General features: G+C 62.5%; 19 protein-coding genes. 6 read left to right on the forward strand and 13 right to left on the reverse strand.

All coding sequences use genetic code 11. From position 1 onward, the window contains the following. Positions 1 to 456 precede the first annotated feature (456 nt). On the reverse strand, positions 457 to 1,437 hold the full coding sequence (locus AB7828_RS13910; RefSeq protein WP_309948501.1) for a magnesium transporter CorA family protein: 981 nt from the start codon (positions 1,435 to 1,437) through the stop codon (positions 457 to 459). Positions 1,438 to 1,867: 430 nt separating this feature from the next. Between AB7828_RS13910 and AB7828_RS13915 the strand changes: the two genes are divergently transcribed. Then, on the forward strand, positions 1,868 to 2,554 hold the full coding sequence (locus AB7828_RS13915; RefSeq protein ID WP_068734945.1) for a L,D-transpeptidase: 687 nt from the start codon (positions 1,868 to 1,870) through the stop codon (positions 2,552 to 2,554). A 266-nt stretch (positions 2,555 to 2,820) separates the two neighbouring features. On the opposite strand, the gene AB7828_RS13920 is transcribed toward AB7828_RS13915, so the two are convergent. Further along, entirely contained in the window at positions 2,821 to 3,819 is a 999-nt protein-coding gene (locus AB7828_RS13920) for an extensin family protein (RefSeq protein WP_441230446.1), read from the reverse strand. Positions 3,820 to 3,982: 163 nt separating this feature from the next. On the opposite strand from AB7828_RS13920, the gene AB7828_RS13925 reads away from it, so the two are divergent. Together AB7828_RS13925 and AB7828_RS13930 are read left to right on the forward strand one after the other, a co-directional pair. Then, positions 3,983 to 5,611 (forward strand): fatty-acid--CoA ligase, encoded by a 1,629-nt coding sequence (locus AB7828_RS13925; protein ID WP_441230447.1) that lies wholly within the window; start codon positions 3,983 to 3,985, stop codon positions 5,609 to 5,611. Positions 5,612 to 5,700: 89 nt separating this feature from the next. Continuing rightward, complete coding sequence (locus AB7828_RS13930; RefSeq protein WP_120293285.1) at positions 5,701 to 6,051, forward strand: endonuclease domain-containing protein; 351 nt, start codon at positions 5,701 to 5,703, stop codon at positions 6,049 to 6,051. Between the two features lie 109 nt (positions 6,052 to 6,160). On the opposite strand, the gene AB7828_RS13935 is transcribed toward AB7828_RS13930, so the two are convergent. Beyond that, positions 6,161 to 6,616 carry a GatB/YqeY domain-containing protein gene (locus tag AB7828_RS13935; RefSeq protein ID WP_184511553.1) on the reverse strand — a complete coding sequence of 152 codons (456 nt, stop codon included), beginning with the start codon at positions 6,614 to 6,616 and terminating at the stop codon, positions 6,161 to 6,163. A gap of 142 nt (positions 6,617 to 6,758) precedes the next feature. Further along, entirely contained in the window at positions 6,759 to 8,384 is a 1,626-nt protein-coding gene (locus AB7828_RS13940) for a glycosyltransferase family 39 protein (protein ID WP_441230448.1), read from the reverse strand. 310 nt (positions 8,385 to 8,694) lie between these two features. Between AB7828_RS13940 and carA the strand changes: the two genes are divergently transcribed. Further along, a complete protein-coding gene (gene carA / locus AB7828_RS13945; protein ID WP_175366242.1) occupies positions 8,695 to 9,885 on the forward strand; it encodes a glutamine-hydrolyzing carbamoyl-phosphate synthase small subunit in 1,191 nt (396 codons plus the stop codon). Between the two features lie 184 nt (positions 9,886 to 10,069). Next, positions 10,070 to 10,564 carry a PaaI family thioesterase gene (locus tag AB7828_RS13950; protein WP_309948506.1) on the forward strand — a complete coding sequence of 165 codons (495 nt, stop codon included), beginning with the start codon at positions 10,070 to 10,072 and terminating at the stop codon, positions 10,562 to 10,564. A 38-nt stretch (positions 10,565 to 10,602) separates the two neighbouring features. On the opposite strand, the gene soxA is transcribed toward AB7828_RS13950, so the two are convergent. Genes soxA through AB7828_RS13990 form a run of 8 tightly spaced genes read right to left on the reverse strand, consistent with a single transcriptional unit; the run spans position 10,603 to position 16,893 of the window. Next, a complete protein-coding gene (soxA, locus tag AB7828_RS13955) occupies positions 10,603 to 11,382 on the reverse strand; it encodes a sulfur oxidation c-type cytochrome SoxA (RefSeq protein ID WP_441230449.1) in 780 nt (259 codons plus the stop codon). After that, positions 11,379 to 11,699, reverse strand: a complete 321-nt coding sequence (soxZ, locus tag AB7828_RS13960) for a thiosulfate oxidation carrier complex protein SoxZ (RefSeq protein WP_441230450.1) — start codon at positions 11,697 to 11,699, stop codon at positions 11,379 to 11,381. The genes soxA and soxZ overlap by 4 nt, the downstream gene beginning before the upstream one ends. Continuing rightward, complete coding sequence (locus tag AB7828_RS13965) at positions 11,699 to 12,175, reverse strand: SoxY-related AACIE arm protein (protein ID WP_441230451.1); 477 nt, start codon at positions 12,173 to 12,175, stop codon at positions 11,699 to 11,701. Before AB7828_RS13965 ends, soxZ begins: the two co-directional genes overlap by 1 nt. 12 nt (positions 12,176 to 12,187) lie before the next feature. Then, positions 12,188 to 12,652 (reverse strand): sulfur oxidation c-type cytochrome SoxX, encoded by a 465-nt coding sequence (soxX, locus tag AB7828_RS13970; RefSeq protein ID WP_374725722.1) that lies wholly within the window; start codon positions 12,650 to 12,652, stop codon positions 12,188 to 12,190. After that, the gene (locus AB7828_RS13975) at positions 12,645 to 13,925 is read right to left on the reverse strand and encodes an FCSD flavin-binding domain-containing protein (protein ID WP_441230452.1); all 1,281 of its coding nucleotides are present in this window, start codon (positions 13,923 to 13,925) and stop codon (positions 12,645 to 12,647) included. Before AB7828_RS13975 ends, soxX begins: the two co-directional genes overlap by 8 nt. A 1-nt stretch (position 13,926) precedes the next feature. Continuing rightward, positions 13,927 to 14,214 (reverse strand): c-type cytochrome, encoded by a 288-nt coding sequence (locus AB7828_RS13980; protein ID WP_441230453.1) that lies wholly within the window; start codon positions 14,212 to 14,214, stop codon positions 13,927 to 13,929. A gap of 43 nt (positions 14,215 to 14,257) precedes the next feature. After that, the gene (locus AB7828_RS13985) at positions 14,258 to 16,432 is read right to left on the reverse strand and encodes a molybdopterin cofactor-binding domain-containing protein (RefSeq protein ID WP_441230454.1); all 2,175 of its coding nucleotides are present in this window, start codon (positions 16,430 to 16,432) and stop codon (positions 14,258 to 14,260) included. 11 nt (positions 16,433 to 16,443) lie between these two features. Continuing rightward, positions 16,444 to 16,893 carry a (2Fe-2S)-binding protein gene (locus tag AB7828_RS13990; RefSeq protein WP_093756882.1) on the reverse strand — a complete coding sequence of 150 codons (450 nt, stop codon included), beginning with the start codon at positions 16,891 to 16,893 and terminating at the stop codon, positions 16,444 to 16,446. A 385-nt stretch (positions 16,894 to 17,278) separates the two neighbouring features. Here AB7828_RS13990 and AB7828_RS13995 point away from each other — a divergent pair, with 385 nt between their 5' ends. Continuing rightward, complete coding sequence (locus AB7828_RS13995; RefSeq protein WP_315843361.1) at positions 17,279 to 18,778, forward strand: ATP-binding protein; 1,500 nt, start codon at positions 17,279 to 17,281, stop codon at positions 18,776 to 18,778. A 6-nt stretch (positions 18,779 to 18,784) separates the two neighbouring features. Here the strand turns inward: AB7828_RS13995 and AB7828_RS14000 are convergent, their stop codons facing one another. Next, entirely contained in the window at positions 18,785 to 20,224 is a 1,440-nt protein-coding gene (locus tag AB7828_RS14000) for a helix-turn-helix domain-containing protein (protein WP_441230455.1), read from the reverse strand. Between the last annotated feature and the right edge of the window lie 35 nt (positions 20,225 to 20,259).

Consider the following 20,259-nt stretch of genomic DNA (forward strand, 5'->3'; position numbering starts at 1 on the left):
TGTCCCCGGGACCGTTCTTCCGGGCAAAGGCGCAGAGCTCCGCACTCCGCTGATCCCGACGGTTTCCCGCCGTTCACCAATGCCACGTCCAGCCAGCATGAGTGGCAGACCCCCGTAGTGGGGTCGGACGGTGACCCAAGGCCTCCCGAGTGCGCGGGGTACGTCACCCCACACCCGCAGGCGCCGCATCCCTGTCCCACTTCAAGACGCCTCATGAAGCGCCCCTCGCGAACCGGATGAGCGGAGGATAATCCTTATAGGCATATTGTCAAGAGATGCAGGAAAAATGTTTGGGCGCTGCTATCCCTCATTTGTCATTCCGGGGCGCGCCCTTGCGCGAACCCGGAATCCATAACCACGATCGAACTTATGGATTCCGGGCCTGCACCCCACCGGCTTCGCCGGCGTGACGCATCCCGGAATGACAAATGAGAGGTTAGTGCCGCCCTACGTGCCCTACAGCCACTTCTTCCACTTGAAGAACATGTAAGGCAGCACCGCGGCGAACAGCATCATGATCAGCGCCATGGGGTAACCGACATCCCATTGCAGTTCCGGCATCGCCTTGAAATTCATGCCATAGACCGAGGCGATCAATGTCGGCGGCATCAGCACGACGGCCATGACCGAGAACAGCTTGATGATGTTGTTCTGTTCGAGATTGACGACACCGAGCATCGCATCGAGCGTGAAGGTGATCTTGTTCGACAGATAGGAGGCGTGATCGGTCAGGGACACCACGTCGCGCTGCATGGTCTTGAGCTGCGCGCGCATGTCCTTCGACCACTTCACGCCTTCGGCTTCCGCCGTGATGAAGGTGACGACGCGGCCGATCGAGACGAGGCTTTCACGCACTTTCGAGGTCAGGTCGCCCTTGCGACCGATGGTGATCAGGATTTCCGAATAGCGCTTGGCATGGCCGGTCCGCAGCGATTCATCCGGCTCGAAGATGTCGTGACTGACCTGATCGACATCGGCGCCGACGCGTTCGAGAATGTCGGCGCAGCGATCGATCACCGCGTCGAGCAGTTCGAGCAGGGTGGTTTCGCCATTGGCGCCGGCGGGCGCATTGCGGCCAAGCTTCAGTTCGACGGACGCGAACGGACGCGGTGTATCGTAGCGCACCGTCACCAGCCGTTGCCGGGTGAGGATGAACGTTACCGCCGTGATCCGCGGCGACTCCGTGTCGGAGCCGCACATCAAGCTCGCGGTCATATAGCGGGCGCCGTTCTCGATATAGAGACGGCTGGAGATTTCGATCTCCTGCATGTCTTCACGGGTCGGGATTTCGATCCCCGCCAGCTTCTCCACCGCCTTGTCCTCGGCCGGCGACGGCTTCACCATGTCGATCCACACCGCATTATCCGGCAACGCCTCGAGATCGGTCGGCTCGGATTTCCTCAAGGCGTGGTCGGCAGGGGTGAAGACAGCGAGCATGGCAACTCCGGAAGATTGAAAAGGCGGGAAACTGCAATACGGACGATCCGGGCAGAATCGGCAGGGGCGACCGACCATGACCGACGCGGATGCAGCCGTCATGACAGCCTTTGTGCGGCGCGCCAACCCGGGGAATTTTTCCCGTAAGATCACGCGCTCCATGGTCTCGATTTGACAAAATTGTCACGCGCGCATCACGGCTTCGCGAGGCGTTGCGGTTCTGCACAGGATTTGGCCGGAGGGTCGAAAATTCTGCGGCAAATATGACACAGGTTGTGCGCTGCATGATGCGCAGCGCATCTAACCGCTGGAATTGCAGCGGATTTCAGCGATAGTAGCTTTAACGGAATCGTGGCGTTCGCAGGCTATTTTGGGTGCGTTTCCTTGCACCAGCCTGTTTCTTCGGACCTCACGCAATTGGAACAATGACATGTCGCCGCTCAAGATTAAGCTTGGTTTGATTGTCGCCGCCGGCCTGATGCTGTCGGGCTGCATGCAGACCGCCACGCAATTCCAGGCCGCTCCGGAAGCCAGCCTCAAGCCGAATGACAAGGCACAGCTCGCCAAGGCACGTTACGCCAAGGTTGCCGTCGCCGAGCCGTTCCGCCGCGCCATCGTCGACTTCCACCGCAAGGAAGCGCCGGGCTCGATCGTGGTCGATTCCGACAACCACTATCTCTATTTCGTCCAGGACGGCGGCAAGGCGATCCGCTACGGCGTGACCGTCGGCGAAGAAGCGCTGGCCTTCTCGGGCGTCGCGCGCGTCGGCAACATGGCCGAATGGCCGAAGTGGACCCCGACCAAGGACATTCACGCCCGCATCGAAGGCCTGCCGGCCCAGGTGCCCGGCGGCGTCGATAATCCGCTCGGTGCCCGCGCCCTCTATCTCTATCAGGGCAACAAGGACACGCTGTTCCGCATTCACGGCACCAATCAGCCGGAATATATCGGCGCCTCGATCTCGTCGGGCTGCATCCGCATGACGAACGAAGATGTCATCGACCTCTATAGCCGCGTCAAGCCTGGCGCTGTGGTCGTCGTGCTCGAGCCGAAGGCCGGCGACTCGCCGTATAACTCGAAGCTCGCCCTGCAGGGCGGCGGCGGAACGCCGTACTGAGCCGACAGGGTTTTATCCGATTAGAAAAAGCGCCGGTTTTTCCGGCGTTTTTTTGTTGGGTGGATATCGGGTTGCCCGGCGATTACCCCCAAACACCGGTGTCATCCCCGAAGGCGGGGATCCATAAACTCCCGAGAACTGACGAAGCACAGCAGATGCGGCACCGTGACCGCCCCCACTACACCCGATAGCGGTTATGGATCCCCGCCTTCGCGGGGATGACAATCGATAGATTACTCAGCCTCACAAGTGGACTTCCTGTCCCCTCACCGCAAAAAGCTGAACGGCGAAGGTGGCGGCGCGCGGCGCTTGCGCGGCTTGGGCTTCGGTTTCGGCTTGGGCTGCTCCGGCGCGGGCTCGGCTTCAGCAGCTTCCGGCTCGGGCTCCGCAGCTGGCTGAGCAGCAGCAGGCTCTACAGGCTTCGCCTCGCCCGGCTTGCCCTCGGCCACTTCGCGCGGCGGTGCTTCGTCCGGACGCACGGCCGGCATCAGCGGCGCGATGCGCGGCCACTCGTCCCAGACGTCCCATTGGCAGATGCGGTAGTTGCCGCGGCGCTCGGCGATATCGAGATGGATATGATCCTCGTGGTAGCCGTCGGAGCCCGGCCCCAGCACGGTGGTGAACCGCGTACAGACCGAATGCAGCACGGCCTCGCGCTGCTCGCGCGGCGTGTTACGCTCGGTGAGCGCGATCGAGCGGCCATTGGCGAGTTTCAGCCCGCGCACATCCAGCGCATTGGCGCGGCCATGCTCTGACAGTTTCGCCCCGACGACACGGTTGCGACCACGGCAATCGAAAGAGTCGAAATTATCGAGCTCAAGAAGCTTCGTACCTAGGCTGGTCGCGAGCGGCGCCATGTCGGTACGGATCCATTCAGCCACGGCCGTAGCCATGGCGCAGCGCATCGTTCCCGCCGGCTTCAGCGGCACGCGCGTCTTGTCCGGCAGCACTACGGCCTCGAGCCGCACCATGTCGGGGCCACCGCAGGCGCCTGGCCCCTTGATGTCGGGAATGCTCGGCGCAACGGCGACGGCATCGGTGAGCGCGAGGCGGCAGGCTGAAGGCGGCGGCGGCTCCGGCGGACGCGCTTCCGCAGCAGGCTTCTCAGGCTCAGCGGGTTGCTCCGATCTCGCAGGCTCCTCACCGGGATTTTGCGCCGGCTCGATCGCCGGCGCCTCTGCCGGGCGGGGCTTTGGCAGCGGCACACGCGATGTCGTCAGATAGGCCTGCGCCGGCGCAGCAACCAGCAGCAACGCCAGAACCACCCCAATTGTCCTTTGGTCGCAGCTGGATAGACCAAAAGTCCATTTCCGGGCCGCTTTCCCCGCGCTAAACTTCATGCCAAGACCTAAAGCAAGAACAGGGTCGAAGTTCCCCGGCAACGATCGGGGAGCCGGCACGCCAATCACAAGACGGAGGAACGATCAAATGCGTGGCTTGATGCAAGACTGGCCTTTGCTGTGTCATCGGATCATCGATCATGCGGCCCAAGTCCACGGCGAGCGCGAGGTCGTGACCAGATCAGTCGAAGGTCCCATCCACCGCACCAATTACGCCGAAATTCGTACCCGTGCCCTGAAGGTCGCGCAGCGTCTCGACCGCGAGGGCATCAAGATGGGCGACCGCGTCGCCACCATCGCGTGGAACACGTGGCGACACCTGGAAACGTGGTACGGCATCATGGGCATCGGCGCCATCTGCCACACCGTCAATCCACGTCTATTCCCGGATCAGATCGCGTGGATCATCAACCATGCGCAAGATCGCATCGTGATGACCGACCTCACCTTCGTCCCAATCCTCGAGAAACTCGCCGACCAGCTGCCATCAGTAGAGCGCTACATCATCTACACCGACAAGGCGCACATGCCGCAGACCAAGCTGAAAAACGCCGTGGCCTATGAGGACTGGATCGCTGAGGTCGACGGCAACTTCAAATGGAAGGAGTTCGACGAGAACACCGCAGCGGCGATGTGCTACACATCGGGAACAACAGGCGATCCGAAGGGCGTGCTGTATTCTCACCGCTCCAACGTGATGCACGCGCTGATGGCCAATACCGGTGACTCGCTCGGCGCCAATGCCGCCGACACCATGCTGCCGGTGGTCCCGCTGTTCCATGCCAATAGCTGGGGCATCGCATTCTCCGCGCCGTCGATGGGCACCAAGCTCGTGCTGCCGGGCGCCAAGATGGACGGCGCTTCGATCTACGAATTGCTCTCCACCGAAAAGGTCACCCATACCGCCGGCGTGCCAACGGTATGGCTGATGCTGCTCAACTACATGTCGCAGAACAATCTGAAACTGCCCGACCTGCGCATGGTGGTATGCGGCGGATCGGCGATGCCGCGCTCGATGATCAAGGCGTTCGTCGACATGGGCATCGGTGCACGTCATGCCTGGGGCATGACGGAAATGAGCCCGATCGGCACGCTGGCCGCGTTGAAGCCGCCGTTCGACCAACTCGAAGGCGACGAGCGGCTGGATATCCTGCAGACCCAGGGCTATCCGCCGTTCGGCGTCCAGATGAAGATCACCGACGACGCCGGCAAGAACCTGCCCTGGGACGGCAAGACCTTCGGCCGTCTCAAGGTGCGCGGCCCGTCGGTATCATCAGCCTATTTCCGCGTCGAGGACGAAATCCTCGACGATGAAGGCTATTTCGACACCGGCGACGTCGCGACCATCGACGCGCATGGTTATATGCGGATCACCGACCGCTCCAAGGACGTCATCAAGTCCGGCGGCGAATGGATCTCGTCGATCGATCTGGAAAACCTTGCCGTCGGTCATCCGCAGGTGGCGGAAGCCGCCGTCATCGGCGTCTATCATCCGAAGTGGGACGAGCGCCCGCTGCTGATCGTCCAACTCAAGCAGGACCAGACCGCCACGCGCGAGGACATCCTGAAATACATGGATGGCAAGATCGCAAAGTGGTGGATGCCGGATGACGTGGTGTTCGTCGATGCGATCCCGCACACGGCCACTGGCAAGATCCTGAAGACCGCGCTGCGCGATCAGTTCAAGACGTATAGCCTGCCGACGGCGGCGGCGTAGCTGACAAGAGCGACAGCGTTCCTAACCTCTCCCCGCCCTTCGCGGGGAGAGGTCGACCGGCGAAGCCGGTCGGGTGAGGGGCATGGCACATGCGTGGCCACATTCGCATCACCAACAGATCGCGCGAATTACGCGCCAACTCCACCGACGCCGAAACGAAACTGTGGAATCGTCTGCGCAACAGGCAGATTGCCGGCTGCAAATTCATTCGCCAAGAGCCGATCGGGCGATATATCTGCGACTTCGTTTGTCGGGAGAAGATGATCGTTATCGAGGTCGATGGCGGGCAGCATCTGGAGTCGCAACGGGACGCCATGCGCGATCGATATCTGCGCGAGCAAGGTTATTGCGTGCTTCGCTTCTGGAACAACGATGTGCTGTCAAATATCGAAGGCGTGCTGTCGCTCATCGATGAGGAATTGCGCAAGACCTCGGATTGATCCGAACCGATAGACTGCGTGCGTTGAAGCAGCGTGCTTGGCCCCTCACCCGCGCGCCAGGTGCGCGCGACCTCTCCCCGCAAAGGGCGGGGAGAGGTTAAAGAGAGCCTCAGCCGTTCAGTGCGGCCTTGACCAGACCGCTGGCCTTGCCGAAGTCCATCTGGCCGGCATATTTCGCTTTCAGCGCGGCTATCACCTTGCCCATGTCTTTCATGCCGGCCGCACCCGTCGCTGCGATCTCGGCTGCGATGGCGGACTTGGTCTCGTCCTCCGACATCTGCTGCGGCAGATAGGCGGAGATGATCGCGATTTCCTCGCGCTCCTGGGTCGCGAGCTCCGCGCGGCCGCCCTTGTCATAGAGCTCCACGGATTCCTGGCGCTGCTTGATCATCTTCTGCAGCAAGCTCAGCAGATCGCCGTCGGACAGCGGTGGCTTGCTCTGGCCGCGCGCTTCGATATCGGCATTCTTGATGGTCGAATTGACCATGCGCAGCGTCGAAAGCTTGCGCTCGTCCTTGGCCCGCATGGCGTCCTTGACGGCGTTGTTGATGTCATCGCGCAGCATCTGCGTCTCCTCTTGCGGCCGCCAATCGCAGCGCCGGAACTCGGTTGGCCCCGATCTAAGCGTTTTAAGGGGTATGCACAACTGCACCCGCCAATTCTCGGGGACGCCGCCCAGAGCTGTTGCCCGAACCTACTGCCCAAACCTATTGCCGATGGCTGGAGCTGAAATCCTCCACGCCTGCGGACAGCGGCCCGGGCGCATTGGCCCCAGCGACGTAGGGCAGAACCATCAACGCCGATATGGTGGCCGGAATACCGGCCTGGCCCCATAGCCGGGGCTGAACCTCGAAATCAAACCTGACGTGCCGCGGCTCGAGCATCGCGACCTTGCCCATCCACATCAGGCAATCGCTATCTGTCGCAAAGCACATCGAAGCCCACCCCTTCTGCAGCGTCGTCGCGCGCGGCATGCCCCAAGTGTACTGGAACTGGAACGGGCGGCTGTAGACGGGATGGTCAGGGCTGTAAAAGGCCGTCGCGAATGCCAGCCCGTCGTCGCCACTGATCCGCGGCATCGGCCGGCCTGTCATCTGGTGCCACCGGTCCGTCAGCTCTTGAGCGGCCAGCCGATAGTAAGTCCGCTCGTTAGGATTGATGCTATTGCGGTAAATCGCATGGATCGGAGCAGCCACAATGGTTGCGATGATGGCGATGCCGGCGACGAACACCACCATATTGACCACATACAGGCGTTCGAGCGTGAAGCGGGCGCCGCAAACGATCAAAACGGCAGGCAGGAACAAACCCTGGAGCGCCCATAGCGAAGGCATGTCGGTGCCAAGCGTGACGGTAGTCATAACGGGCAGCAGCACCGTGCCGATGAACACCCAGAACAGCAGCAACAACCCCGGACCCATGGCACGGAAATCGGCCGAAAAGTACTTCAGGCGCAGCTCGGCCGATAAAACCCAGACAATGGCCGGGAGCGCCAGCGTCGCCGCGAGACCGAGCAAAAACATGCTGGCTTCGATGAGTGACTGACCAAAGTCGATGCCGCCGTGAACCTGTATGGCATAGGCGAACGGCGCAGCACCGGTCGTCACGAGCCAATGGATGTGCGGCCCAAGGGCAATGAGCCCGGCAAGTGTCGAGACCCACGGTGCCCAGGACCTGAAATAGACCGCCCGCTGCGGATGCACGATCGCTGCCAGCGCGAAGCTGGCGATCAGGAAGATCGAATAATATTTGCCGAGCATCGCCAGCGCGGACAGGACGCCGGCGGCGGCAGCCCAGCCGATAGCGCGCGTTTCAAAGGAGCGCAGGAAGCAATAGGTCGCCAGCGGCCAGACCGCGAGCAGCACCGTGTTCGCGTTGAAGCGCTGGGCATGGAACTGGTAGGCCGGAAGCAGCATCAGCAGCAGCAGCACGACGGCTCGCGAATCGCCGCGCACGAAGCGGCGTGCAATCAGATCGACAGCCCAGAGCGCCACCGCGGCATTGGTCATCGACAGCAACTGGAACGACCAGTCGGTCAGCGGGAAAACCAGCGTCCACAGCCGCGCGACCCAGCCCATCAAGGGCGGATGTTTGGGATTCCCCCAAGCGAATTCGCGGCCAAGCGTCCAAGTTTCCAGCGCGTCCGCATGTAGATCGCCGCTCTGATAGGCGATCACCAGAAACAGCAGCCAGATTCCCGCGAAGCCGACGATCAGCACAGGAATCGTCCAGCCCGCCTCGATCCCATCGAGGAAGGTCAGAAAAGGCCTGCGCCATCGCGCTGGCGCGATGGCCGAGCGCGCGGCCATCTTGGCGAAATGGTCCAACTGCACTGAAATATCCGGAAATACGGGAAGTCGTAGCTTGCTACCGGCGAAAGTGAGTTCCGGCAAGCATCCGTAATTATAATTAGTTGATTTTACATCTCATTCTGCAAATTACGCGCTATCGGCGTGCAGGTTTCGCCGGACAACCGGAACACCACAATTCTGCCAGATAAGATGTTATTCCTTAATGAAGCTCTGTCCGGGCCCGTTGATCGGGCAAAGCGCCGATTGCTAACCCTGCCAGGCCATGGTTGACGTGTGAATCCGGCCTTTCCGGCTTTGACGGCGGCGGATGCGCGGACTATGTAGTCCCCTCATGACCCCCTCAGAAACATCTTCAGCCTGGCCGGACCACAAACCGACCGCGCTCCTCGTGCTCGCCGATGGCACCGTGCTGGAGGGCTTCGGCCTCGGCGCGGAAGGCCAGGCCGTGGGCGAAGTCTGCTTCAACACGGCGATGACCGGTTATGAGGAAATCCTCACCGATCCATCCTATGCCGGGCAGCTGATCACCTTCACCTTCCCGCATATCGGCAATGTCGGCACCAACGACGAGGATATCGAGACGGTGAACATGGCGGCGACGCCAGGCGCCCGCGGCGTGATCCTGCGCTCGGCGATCACCGACCCGTCGAATTACCGCTCTTCCCGGCATCTCGACGCCTGGCTGAAGGCGCGCGGCATCATCGGCATTTCCGGCATCGACACCCGCGCCCTGACCGCGCTGATCCGCAACAAGGGCATGCCCAATGCGGTGCTTGTGCATGCGAAGGACGGCCAATTCGACCTGCATGGCCTGAAGGAAGAAGCGCGCGAATGGCCGGGTCTCGAAGGCATGGACCTGGTGCCGATGGTGACGTCGGCCCAGCGCTTCACGTGGGACGAGACTCCCTGGGAATGGGAAAAGGGTTTCGGTCGCCAGACCAACCCTGAATTCAACGTCGTCGCTATCGATTACGGCATCAAGCGCAACATTCTGCGCCTGCTGGCCGGCGAAGGCTGCAAGGTCACAGTCGTTCCAGCCACGACTTCGGCCGAAGAGATCATGGCGCTGAAGCCGGACGGTGTGTTCCTGTCGAATGGCCCAGGCGATCCCGCCGAGACCGGCAAATATGCCGTGCCTGTCATCAAGCAGGTGATCGATTCCGGCGTGCCCACATTTGGCATCTGCCTCGGTCACCAGATGCTCGGCCTAGCGGTGGGCGCCAAGACCAAGAAGATGCATCAGGGCCATCACGGCGCCAATCATCCGGTCAAGGACGAGACCACCGGCAAGGTGGAAATCACCTCGATGAACCACGGCTTCGCGGTGGATGAAGCGACATTGCCGAAGGGCGCGACGCAGACCCATATCTCGCTGTTCGATGGATCCAATTGTGGCATTCAGCTCGACGGCAAGCCGGTGTTCTCGGTTCAGTACCACCCGGAGGCCTCCCCCGGTCCGCGCGACTCGCACTACTTGTTCAAGCGGTTCGCGGATCTGATGCGGGCGAAGAAGGCGTCGTAGCTTTCTTTATCGATAGAATTCAGACGTCATGGCCGGGCTTGTCCCGGCCATCTACGTTTTAGGGCTGCGAAGGCGTGGATGCCCGGGTCAAGCCCGGGCATGACGTGGAAGGGCTTGCGGCAAGCGCTAGCATCCGCACCTGCAGCTTTGTATGATGATCGTCATCAAAAATAAAGGAAGCGCCATGACCGACGCACCTACGCCCCGCTACGACGTCGTTCCCACCAGCCTGATGGCGTCGATGCCCGGGATCGATTTCGTGCGAAAGATGTTCGCCGGTGAGCTGCCGCAGCCGCCGATCATGGAGAATGTCGAGCCGTTCGACTCGACCGCAGAACCTGGCGTTGTCGTGTTTCACAGCGTCCCCGGCTTCCGGCACTACAATCCGATCGGCTCGGTGCACGGCGGTTACGCCGCGATCCTGCTGGATTCGGCGATGGGACTGGCTGTGCACTCGATGCTGCCCGTTGGCACCGGCTACACCACGCTGGAATTCAAGATCAGCTTCATCCGCGGCATGAGCAAGGATAGCGGCACTGTGCGCACCGAAGGCCGCACGCTGAATGTCGGCCGCCGCGCGGCGACGGCGGAAGCGCGCATCACGGACTCCAAGGGGCGGCTCATCGCCCATGCCACCACGACGTGCTTGGTGTTCGAGATACCGAAGGAAACAACCTGAACTGGAGCCCGCGGGCACCCTTACAGACATTCGATACGTCACGGCCTGACAGCGGGAGTTTCGCTTGCCATGCCCCGCGCACGCGACATCAGGTAGAGTTCAAGCTCAACCATCTCAGGTGCGTCGGCACTGTAGGGTTGAGTGCGCACGCCGATCATGCAGTTGCGCAGCCGCCGCTTCAGAGAGCCAAGCCCCTGCCACTCCAGCCGATAGACAGGATAGCCCGTCGGATGGGCCTGCGTGATCGCGGAGCCGGCGAGACGTTTGTCCCAGTTGTCGTCGTGACAGTTCGTGCACGCCAGATTCAATTGCCCCTGCCGGCGCATGAAGGCGTCGCGGCCTTTGTCGATGAATGCCTGCAGACGTGAATCGGCGCCCGTCTCGATCGGCATCCCCTGTGACTGCCGGCCGATCAATGCGGTCAGCGCCAGCAGATCGCGGCTTTCATCGGCGAGCGGCGGCAATTGCTGATGATCGACGCGGCAGAGATTGACGCGCTGTTCGAGATCGACCGGGCGATTGAGCTTGTCGTCGAATGCCGGGTACCGCACAGCGACGCCGCGCATGCTGCTGGCATCACCGTGGCAATCCGCGCAAGCACGGCCGGCGGCGGGCTTTCGGGTCCATAGCGCCTCGCCATCCAGCACCCACAGCATGCCGGGATTGGCCGTGGCGTCGTTCTGCATGGCCTGGGTTTCGACGGACATGAAACTGGCACCGGAGCGTCGCTCGCCCGGCGCGATCTCCGCCGCCTCGATGAGCGACGTGAAAGCGACGGCTGCCAGCAACGACAGGCTGATATTGCGCAGTCGCCTCATGTGACCGTGATGCTGGCCGACGCGGTTTCCTGAAATCCGTTGTCGCCGATCCACTGGAATTCGAATTTTCCGCTCTCCGTGGCGATCGTAAAGAAGGAGATGAAGGGATTGGCCGAGAACGCGGGAAACAGATCGGCCCGGAACACTTCATCGCCATTATAGCGGCAGGTGAAATTGGTGATGATGTTGCGCGGGATAACCTCACCGGTCACGGTATGGCGAAAGCCCGTCTCCATGATGTGGGACATCAGCGTCTTGATCTCGATGATATCGCCACGCCTGGCCGTGGCGGGAACGTTGATCAGCGCGGATGCCATCAGGTTGCCTCCTCGGTACATGCCGCGAGCGTGACGACGACATCGGCGGTCGCCGACCAGAACGAACCATCGGAGAGTTTCGCGATGGCCGTGAGCGTCTGCGTATCGGCAAGCCGGATGCGCATCGCTATCTGCGCGCGGCCTGCGCGCGGCGAGATATAGAAGTTGCCGACATTGGGCTGCGGGTTCTTCTCGTTGAAAATGTGGATACTGACCACGTGATCCGCATCGCTCATCGGGCTCGTTACCGTGACGGTGAGCGGCACCGTGTTGCCGTTCTCGACGAGCGGCGGGACGTCGAGCTTCACTTTGCCGGGGCGCACCGCGGCGCCGTTGACGATATCGCGGATGGCTGCCTTCATGGTGTCCGGCGTCGCATGGGCCGGGCCGATATGCACGAGCGACACCGCGCCGAGCGCAGCGCCACCGGCCGTCGCCAGAAACTGGCGGCGTGTCGATCGATCGAGCTCAGCCATGGATTGCTTTCGTCATGATGGGTTCTGCAGCGTTGTCAGGTAAGCGACGACGTCCTCGATTTGTTGCGCCGACAGGATCGGCTTGCCAAGCCATGCATCCCCGACACGCTGTAACCCATCTGCACGATAATAGGACGGCATGATGGTCGCGGCATTGAGGCGTGAGGCATCCACCAGCCGCAGCCGCAACTGGCCTTCCGACCAGCGGCTGCCGGTGCCGGCAAGGCTTGGCGCAAGATCGCCCTGGAATCTCTGTTCGGTAAATGGCCCGCTGTGGCAGAGCAGACACGTATATGTGCGGTTGACGACGATCGCCCTGCCCGCCGACGCGTCGCCGACCGCGCCCGCCAGGGGCAGCGGAATCGCATCGCCAATCACCGCATAAGGGACAAGTTCACTCGCACGGACCGGAGCAGTCAGCAGCAGCGTCGCCACGCTCGCCGACAACAGCGTCGATGCGCGGCGACGACTAACCAAAGACCTCTGCTCCGATCGTCTCGAACCAGGACCGTGCATAGATCGCTTCGCGGGCCCGGACATCACGCGGCGCATCCAGCGGACTCGTACCGCCCGCGCCTTCGATATCCGCAAACAGGCCATTGCGGGGCTGGTAGACGCCCGCGATGGAAATGCCGTAGTCGGGCGCGACCAGACTGTAGCAAGTGTTGATCAGCTTCGGCGACGTCGGCGTCGCCCCCGCCAGCAACGCCACGATCGCGCCGGCACAGGTCTTCGCCTGCGCATTCGCCGAGAATGCGGATTTGGGCATGGCCCCGGCAATGCAGGCATCGCCGATCACATGGATGTTCGGCACCTGTGTGGACTCGAGGCTGACGGGATTGATCGGACACCAGCCGGATTTATCGGTGACGCCGGCAATCTCCGCGATGCGTCCGGCGCGCTGCGGTGGAATGACATTGGCCACCTGAACGTGATGTGTCGCGAAATCGGTCACCAGCGTATTGGTCGCCGGATCGACCGACGTGACCTTGCCGCCCTGCGATAGCGCGACCCATTCGAGCAATCCCGGATATAGCTCCTGCCACGCGGCCTGAAACAGCCGCTGTTTCGAGAACGCGTCTTTCGAGTCGAGAATGATCAGCTTCGACCGCGGCTTTCGGGTCTTCAGGTAATGCGCGATCAGGCTCGCGCGCTCATAGGGGCCCGGAGGACACCTAAAGGGGTTGGCGGGAACGACGATCGCAACCACGCCGCCATCGTCCATCGCTTCCAACTGGCGTCGCAGCAGCAGCGTCTGCTCACCGGCCTTCCAGGCATGCGGCATGCGCGACGCTGCAGCCTCGTCATAGCCCGGCAGCGCATCGAAGCGCAGATCGATTCCGGGCGACAGAACCAGCCGGTCGTAGCGCAACGTCGATCCATCGGCGAGACCGATCGTGCGCGCCTGCGGGTCGATCGTCTGCGCCATTTGCACGACGACTTTGATGCCGGCGGTAGCGGTTTTCTCGTAGGTGAATTGCTGGGCCTCGATGGCGCGGTCACCGGCAATGACCTCGTTGCTGAACGGGCACGCGACATATTGGCGATCGGCCGTCACCAGCGTGACATCCAGCGACGGATCGAGCTGCCGCAGCGCGCGCGCGCAACTGGCGCCGCCGAAGCCGCCGCCGATCACGACGACGCGCGCGGGCGATTGCGCCAGGCTTGGCGATGCCAGCGCAAGGGACGCCGTCGCGGCAGCGGCAGCGCGAAGAAACTCCCGTCGTGAGGTATGATTTTTGTGGGTCATGCTATTTCTGCGTTGCCAGCCAGGCCGCAATCGACCCGATTTCGTCTTCGGAGAAGCCCTTGGCGATCCGCGTCATCACCGTGGCCGGCATCGATCCATTGCGAAAGGCCAGCAATGTGGAGCGCGTCGCATCGGCATCGCGCCCATAGATGTTCGGGATGGCCTGCGATGTCGCCGCATGGCAGCCGGAGCACGACGCCGCGCCAGGCGGCGGCGGCGATGCCGCCCGGACCGGCGCCGCCGAGGCGACGATCAGCCCGATCGCAAGTGAGGTACACAACGTCTTCATGAGCGAAATCCAGTGATGGGCAGCAAGCATGGCGACGCGTCGGTTACGCAAAGATGATGTCGTGATTCTTCAGCGGCACGGAACGGATGCGCTTGCCGGTCGCGGCAAAATAGGCATTCAACACGGCCGGCGCCGCCACGCAGATCGTCGGTTCGCCGACGCCGCCCCAGAAGCCGCCCGATGGCATCAGGATCGACTCGACCTTCGGCATCTCCTTCATGGTCATCGACTGATAGGTGTCGAAGTTTTCCTGCTCGATGCGACCACCCTTCACTGTGCATTCGCCATAGAACAGTGCCGAGAGGCCATAGACGAACGAGCCGGCGATCTGTCGATCGATCTGCCAAGGATTCACCGCGTAACCGGGATCCGTGGCGGCAACGATGCGATGGATCTTGATCTTGTTGCTGCCCGTCACCGAAATCTCCGTAGCAGCCGCAACATAGCTGCCGAAGCCCATGTGCTGGCAGATGCCGCGGAACACGCCTTGCGGCGCCGGCGTCGTCCAGCCGATCCTCTCCGCAACCGCATTGAGCACCGCGAGATGCTTCGGATGCTTGGTCATCAGCTTGCGACGGAATTCGAGCGGGTCCTGACCGACCGAATGCGCGAGTTCGTCCATGAAGCTTTCGAGATAGATCGCATTCTGGTTGACGTTGACGCCGCGCCAGAAGCCCGGCGGCACATGCGGATTGCGCATGGAATGGTCGATCAGCAAATTCGGAACAGTGTAGCCGATCGCTGCCTCACCGCTGGCATTCAGACCCTGGAAAGTGACGGGATCCATCCCGTTCTGCATTCCCTCGGGACGCACACTGGCCAGGATCGACTGGCCTGAGATCCGCATGTGCAAACCGATCAGATTGTTATCGGCATCGAAGGCGCCGACCAGCTTGCTCTGCGTAATGGGGTGATAACGGCCGTGCAGCATGTCTTCTTCGCGCGACCACATCAGCTTGATCGGCGTGCCGGGCATCTGCTTGGCGATGGCCACCGCCTGACGGACGTAATCGGTCATGCCGCGCCGACCGAAGCCGCCGCCCGGCATGATCTTGTAGACCTCGCATTTGTCGCTCGGCAGACCTGACGCTTCGACAGCGGCCGCAAACACGGCTTCGCCATTCTGCGTCCCGGTCCAGACCTCGCACTTCTCTGGCGTATAGAGCACCGTCGCGTTCATCGGCTCCATGGTGGCGTGGTTCTGATAGGGATAGGCGTAGACCGCTTCCACCGTCTTCGCAGCACCCGCAAACGCTGCTTTGACATCGCCAGCCTTGTTGCCGACAAAAGCGGGCTGCGCAGCGTCCAGGCCTTCCTGCAGCCACTTGGCGATGGACTCGCTGGACACGCTGGCGTTCTTGCCGTCGTCCCAGACGACCGGCATCGCTTCCAGCGCCGACTTGGCGTGCCACCACGTATCGGCGACCACAGCGACGGCGCTGTCGCCGACGCGCACGACCTTCTTGACGCCTTTCATGCCCAGGATCTTGCTGTCGTCGAAACTCTTCAGCGTGCCGCCGAACACCGGGCAATCCTTGATCGCGGCATTGAGCATTCCCGGCAGCTTGATATCGGCGCCGTAGACCATCTTGCCGTTGGTTTTCTCGACCGTATCGAGCCGCTTCAGCGGTTTGCCGGCGATGGTCCAGTCCTTGGGATCCTTCAGCTTGACGTCGGTCGGCGGCTGCAGCTTAGCAGCCGCTTCCGCGACCTTGCCGTAAGTGATGGTGCGCCCCGACGGGACATGGGTGATGACGCCCTTGCTGGTGGCACATTCCGACACGGGCGCGGCCCACTCATCGGCTGCCGCCTGGATCAGCATCAGGCGCGCAGCCGCGCCGCCTTTGCGGACGTAATCATGCGAAGTGCGAACGCCGCGGCTGCCGCCGGTGGAAAAGTCCCCCCAGACGCGCTTGCGTGCGACACTTTGCCCGGGCGTAGGATATTCCGTCGTCACCTTGGACCAGTCGCATTCAAGTTCTTCTGCGACCAATTGCGCCAGACCCGTGAGCGTTCCCTGCCCCATCTCGGACCGCGCGATACGCACGACAACGGTCTCATCCGGCCGGATCACCACCCAGGCATTGACCTCAGGCGTACCATCGGCCGCATAGACTGCGGTCGGCCCGCCAAAGGGAATACCGAGCGCGAGGCCACTGCCGATAGCAGCAGTTCCCAGGACAAACGAACGGCGATTGAGTTGCGGAGCATGACCCATGACCATCTTCCTCAAGCGCTTGCAGCGGCGTGAATCGCTTCACGGACCTGCTGGAACGTGCCGCAACGGCAGATATTGGTGATGGCGAGGTCGATATCCTCATCGGTCGGCTGCGGCACTGTCTCCAGCAGCGCTGCAACTGCCATGATCATGCCGCTCTGGCAGTAACCACATTGCGGCACATCATGATCGATCCAGGCCTGCTGCACCTTGTGCACGGCCCCCTCGGACGCAAGGCCCTCGATCGTCGTGATCTGCTTTCCGATCGCCTCACTGAGCGCCATGCTGCAGGAGCGGACCTGCTGGCCATCGACATGAACGGTGCAGGCGCCGCATTGGGCGACGCCACATCCGTATTTTGTCCCTGTCAGCCCGGCATTTTCGCGGATCGCCCATAGCAACGGCGTGTCCGGTTCTGCATCGATCTCGTAGGTTCGTCCATTGATCGTGAGGCTTGCCATCGCATTTCCCCGGGTCGTGGCGCATATCGCCGTTGCAGCAACCCTCCCCTGAAACTGGAAGAATTCCAAATCAAATGTTTGGTGACTGCGGCGCCCGAAGATTCCAGCGATGTCCCTGCCTTGCTGACGTCACAGTTACGTCACGCGGGATTTTCTGTTTGCTGACGCTCTATCACCGCGGGTCGAACACAACGCGATCATGCAAGGAAACCGCCTGAGATTGCCATTGGCAAAACCGGACACCGCCGTGTGCAGAACATCGCCGATTCGCTGTCGCGATTTACTTGGTGAGAGTTGCGCGGAACACGGGATGATAGCCGTGCGCCGCTCGACGCGCTGTGGCCGGGTTGGTAAGCCCTCTCTACAAGGAGACCTGAGTCGAGACATGACCGTTGCGATCGAGATGGGGCATACGACGTCAGGCGCCCCGGCGGCTCTGGACCTTGAGGAACTGCTGGCGACGCGTCTGCTCGTACAGGGCAATTCGGGTTCCGGAAAATCGCATCTGCTGCGCCGGCTGCTCGAACAGAGCGCCCCATGGGTGCAACAAACCATCATCGACCCTGAAGGCGATTTCGTCTCGCTGGCGGAGCGATTCGGTCATCTGGTGATCGATGCCGAGGCGCATACCGAACGCGGGTTGCAGGTGGCCGGCGAGCGCGCGCGCATGCACCGCGTCTCCACAGTGCTCAATCTCGAAGGGCTGGATGCCGAGAATCAAATGCGCCGCGCCGCCGCCTTTCTGGGCGGGCTGTTCGACGCGCCTCGCGACCATTGGTATCCGATGCTCGTGGTGGTGGACGAGGCACAGCTGTTCGCCCCGGCCGTTGCCGGCGAGGTGTCCGACGAAGCCCGCAAGCTATCGCTCGGCGCCATGACCAACCTGATGTGCCGCGGCCGCAAACGCGGCCTTGCCGGCGTCATCGCGACACAGCGACTGGCGAAGCTCGCCAAGAACGTCGCGGCCGAAGCGTCGAATTTCCTGATGGGTCGCACCTTCCTCGATATCGATATGGCACGCGCCGCCGATCTTCTCGGCATGGAGCGACGGCAGGCCGAATCCTTCCGCGACCTCGAGCGCGGCCAGTTCATGGCGTTGGGTCCCGCCCTCTCCCGTCGTCCGCTGGGCCTGCGCATCGGCGTCACCGAAACAAGTCCGCGCAATGCGACCCCACGCCTGATGCCGCTGCCGGAAGCGACACTCGACGACGTCCGCGCCACGATTCTCGCAGCGCCCCCGCCGGAGCCGGTCCGGCCGCAGCGCCGCGCACCGTCATCGCCGGATCTGCTTGGCCAGCTCATGGCGGCGAAGTCCGCAGCGCTGGAAATTCGGCCGGACGTGGCGGAGACGCCGATCAGCGCCGAAGAACTGGCGGAGCGGCGCATGCGCGTCGACCGCGTGTTGCAGGCCCTGATGGCGGAGCCCGATGCAGGCTTCCGGGTGGTCGGCGTGCTCTATCAGGAATTCGTGGTCCGCTGCCGCATCGAGGGGCTCGGTGCCGCCGTGCCGGACCTCGACGACTTCCGCCGCATGCTGACACGCGCCCGCGCCGGGCTCGGCTCCGACATGACCAACGATGACGGCTGGCAAGACGTCTCGGTCCGCGCCTCGATTCTGCCGGAGGATATGCAGGGCGTTTTCATGATGATCGCCCGCGCCGCCAAGGAAGGCTGGCCCTGCCCGAGCAATGCCGCGATCGCCCGCGCCTACGGCTCGCATTCGCTACGCCGCGCACAGCGCCTGCTCAACTATATCGAGGAGCAAGGCCTTATCGTCTGTCAGCTCGATGGCGCCGGTCGGCGCATCGTGACACTCGTCGAACTGGCCTGGGCGACGGCACCCGGCGATCCCAATGCCGAGGAAGCTGCGGCCGAGCAGGCCTGAGCCGTTTCAGTCCGCCGAGAATCCAAACGGAACGTTCAGCGTCCTGAAATCATCGGGCAACAACTCGCGCCCGATCGGAAGCGCCGAGCGCGCAGCACATCTTGGACGATGACAGACACGGCATGCGACACCGATCGGCGTGGGAGCATCCGCACGCGGCGCCGATGCGTCGCGCGTATAGATCAACTGGCCGGCATGTTCGGCTGCGCAACCGATCGCGATGGCGCGCTCAACGCGTTGTGCGCCGTAACCACCACCGCCAGCCGTGACGGTGCGGGCAATCGAAAAGAAGCGCTGGCCATCCGGCAATTCCAGCCACTGCGTGACGATCTGGCGCGGCGTTCGGAAGACGTCGTGTACCGACCACAGTGGACACGCACCGCCGTGCTTCGCAAAGGGAAAGCCCGCGCCGTCGAGCAGTTTGGAAATATTGCCGGCTGGATCGACGCGGATCAGGAAGAACGGGACCTTTTCGGCGCCCGGCCGCTGCAAGGTCGTGATGCGATGCGCGGTCTGTTCGAAGCTGGCACCGAATTGGCGCGCCAGCGCTTCGAGATCGTAGCGCCGCGTCTCGGCTGCACGCACGAAGGCTGCATAGGGCATGATGAGCGCAGCCGCGGCGTAGCCTGCGAGCGCGCGGCGCGCCAGCAGTTCGGCGCTCTTGGTGGTGAACTGGCCGTCTTCGAGCGCGGTGCCGATCTCGTTTTCCATTTCGAGATAGACGAGTTGCTGCGCCAATTGGAAATTGAGACTTGCGGTGTCGAGCGAGTCCTCAAGTAGTAATTGTTTCCGATGCAGATCCAATCGTCGCACCGAGCCGAGCATGACGTCCGGCGGCAGATAGCGCACTTGCAGCCTGTGTCGGGTCTTGAGACGCTCGACGAAACCGCTCGGGCCCGACGTCGCCTGCACGAGACGCTCGGCCGCGTCGTCGAGACCCGCGAAATTGTTGCGACGTGCGGCGAGAAAACGCCGGACCTCGGCGACGGGATCGTTGGCATCATAGCCCTCGCTACCCGCTTGCAATGCACCGCCCGCGAGCGCCGGCGCGCGTCGGTCCGCCAGCGCGAGTTGCTCCTCGCGATAGGCCGTGTAGAGGCGCAGAAAAGCCTCGGCCATGCCGGGATAGCTCACCGCGAGATCGCTGATTTCAAGCGCAGGGATATCGATGTCCGAGAACATCGGCTCTTTCAGGATCGACTGCATCCGCGCCGTATTGTCGGCACCGCCATCGCCGGCGAGATCGGCGAGATCGATCGTGTAGGTGCGCGCCAGCCGAAGCAGCATGTCGGCCGTCATCGGCCGCTGGTTGCGCTCCAGCAAAGCGACATAAGGGGCCGAAATTTCCAGATCGGCCGCCATATCGGCCTGGGTCAGGCCCAGATCGCGCCGAAGCCGCCGGATTCGCGGCCCCATGAACACCGAACGACCTGCCGAGGCGGCCATCGTACACTCCAATACCCTGTAATTACTTTACAGCC

This window comes from Tardiphaga sp. 215_C5_N2_1 (genome assembly GCF_052076055.1).
Lineage (GTDB): Bacteria > Pseudomonadota > Alphaproteobacteria > Rhizobiales > Xanthobacteraceae > Tardiphaga > Tardiphaga robiniae.

What these genes read in the sequence shown, in the direction of transcription:
- AB7828_RS13935 (WP_184511553.1), bottom strand. Translation starts at nt 6,616, where the DNA reads ATGCTGCGCGATGACATCAACAACGCCGTCAAGGACGCCATGCGGGCC.
- AB7828_RS13925 (WP_441230447.1), top strand. Translation starts at nt 3,983, where the DNA reads ATGCGTGGCTTGATGCAAGACTGGCCTTTGCTGTGTCATCGGATCATC.
- AB7828_RS13980 (WP_441230453.1), bottom strand. Translation starts at nt 14,214, where the DNA reads ATGAAGACGTTGTGTACCTCACTTGCGATCGGGCTGATCGTCGCCTCG.
- soxZ (WP_441230450.1), bottom strand. Translation starts at nt 11,699, where the DNA reads ATGGCATCCGCGCTGATCAACGTTCCCGCCACGGCCAGGCGTGGCGAT.
- AB7828_RS13990 (WP_093756882.1), bottom strand. Translation starts at nt 16,893, where the DNA reads ATGGCAAGCCTCACGATCAATGGACGAACCTACGAGATCGATGCAGAA.
- AB7828_RS13950 (WP_309948506.1), top strand. Translation starts at nt 10,070, where the DNA reads ATGACCGACGCACCTACGCCCCGCTACGACGTCGTTCCCACCAGCCTG.
- AB7828_RS13985 (WP_441230454.1), bottom strand. Translation starts at nt 16,432, where the DNA reads ATGGGTCATGCTCCGCAACTCAATCGCCGTTCGTTTGTCCTGGGAACT.
- AB7828_RS13910 (WP_309948501.1), bottom strand. Translation starts at nt 1,437, where the DNA reads ATGCTCGCTGTCTTCACCCCTGCCGACCACGCCTTGAGGAAATCCGAG.
- AB7828_RS13930 (WP_120293285.1), top strand. Translation starts at nt 5,701, where the DNA reads ATGCGTGGCCACATTCGCATCACCAACAGATCGCGCGAATTACGCGCC.
- carA (WP_175366242.1), top strand. Translation starts at nt 8,695, where the DNA reads ATGACCCCCTCAGAAACATCTTCAGCCTGGCCGGACCACAAACCGACC.
- AB7828_RS13995 (WP_315843361.1), top strand. Translation starts at nt 17,279, where the DNA reads ATGACCGTTGCGATCGAGATGGGGCATACGACGTCAGGCGCCCCGGCG.
- soxA (WP_441230449.1), bottom strand. Translation starts at nt 11,382, where the DNA reads ATGAGGCGACTGCGCAATATCAGCCTGTCGTTGCTGGCAGCCGTCGCT.
- AB7828_RS13975 (WP_441230452.1), bottom strand. Translation starts at nt 13,925, where the DNA reads ATGACCCACAAAAATCATACCTCACGACGGGAGTTTCTTCGCGCTGCC.
- AB7828_RS14000 (WP_441230455.1), bottom strand. Translation starts at nt 20,224, where the DNA reads ATGGCCGCCTCGGCAGGTCGTTCGGTGTTCATGGGGCCGCGAATCCGG.
- AB7828_RS13965 (WP_441230451.1), bottom strand. Translation starts at nt 12,175, where the DNA reads ATGGCTGAGCTCGATCGATCGACACGCCGCCAGTTTCTGGCGACGGCC.
- AB7828_RS13915 (WP_068734945.1), top strand. Translation starts at nt 1,868, where the DNA reads ATGTCGCCGCTCAAGATTAAGCTTGGTTTGATTGTCGCCGCCGGCCTG.